The 530-nt window shown below is 47.7% G+C and carries 1 tRNA gene and 1 rRNA gene; both read right to left on the bottom strand.

The annotated features are described in order from the left end of the window. Positions 1-188 precede the first annotated feature (188 nt). Positions 189-264, bottom strand: a tRNA-Glu gene (locus FHC49_RS04965). A gap of 200 nt (positions 265-464) precedes the next feature. After that, a 16S ribosomal RNA gene (locus tag FHC49_RS04960) occupies positions 465-530 on the bottom strand; the annotation flags it as partial.

The following is a 530-nucleotide window of genomic DNA, read 5'->3' as shown; positions in this document are numbered from 1 at the left end:
TCGTGCTGCAAAAATTTGAGAGACTCAAACACACCTCAGTCTGTTCTTATTACGGAGAACAGAGTTCAGTGTGCTGTTTCAATTTTCAGCTTGATCCAGATTTTTAAAGAGCAAATATCTCAAACGTCACCCGAAGGTAAGTTTTGAGATATTGGGGTCGGCGACTTTCACTCACACAAACCAGCAAGTGGCGTCCCCTAGGGGATTCGAACCCCTGTTACCGCCGTGAAAGGGCGGTGTCCTGGGCCTCTAGACGAAGGGGACACTGAAGTCTCAATCGCAAGACGCCTTGCTATTTACTTTTCATCAGACAATCTGTGTGAGCACTTCAAAGAACGCCGTGAAAGGGCGGTGTCCTGGGCCTCTAGACGAAGGGGACACTGAAGTCTCAATCGCAAGACGCCTTGCTATTTACTTTTCATCAGACAATCTGTGTGAGCACTTCAAAGAACGTTTCTTTAAGGTAAGGAGGTGATCCAACCGCAGGTTCCCCTACGGTTACCTTGTTACGACTTCACCCCAGTCATGAA

Origin of the sequence: Kluyvera sp. EC_51, assembly GCF_019584505.1 — a bacterium.
Lineage (GTDB): Bacteria > Pseudomonadota > Gammaproteobacteria > Enterobacterales > Enterobacteriaceae > Kluyvera > Kluyvera sichuanensis.
The sequence above is the reverse complement of the archived record's forward strand: the minus strand, read 5'-3'. Positions and strand labels throughout refer to the sequence as shown.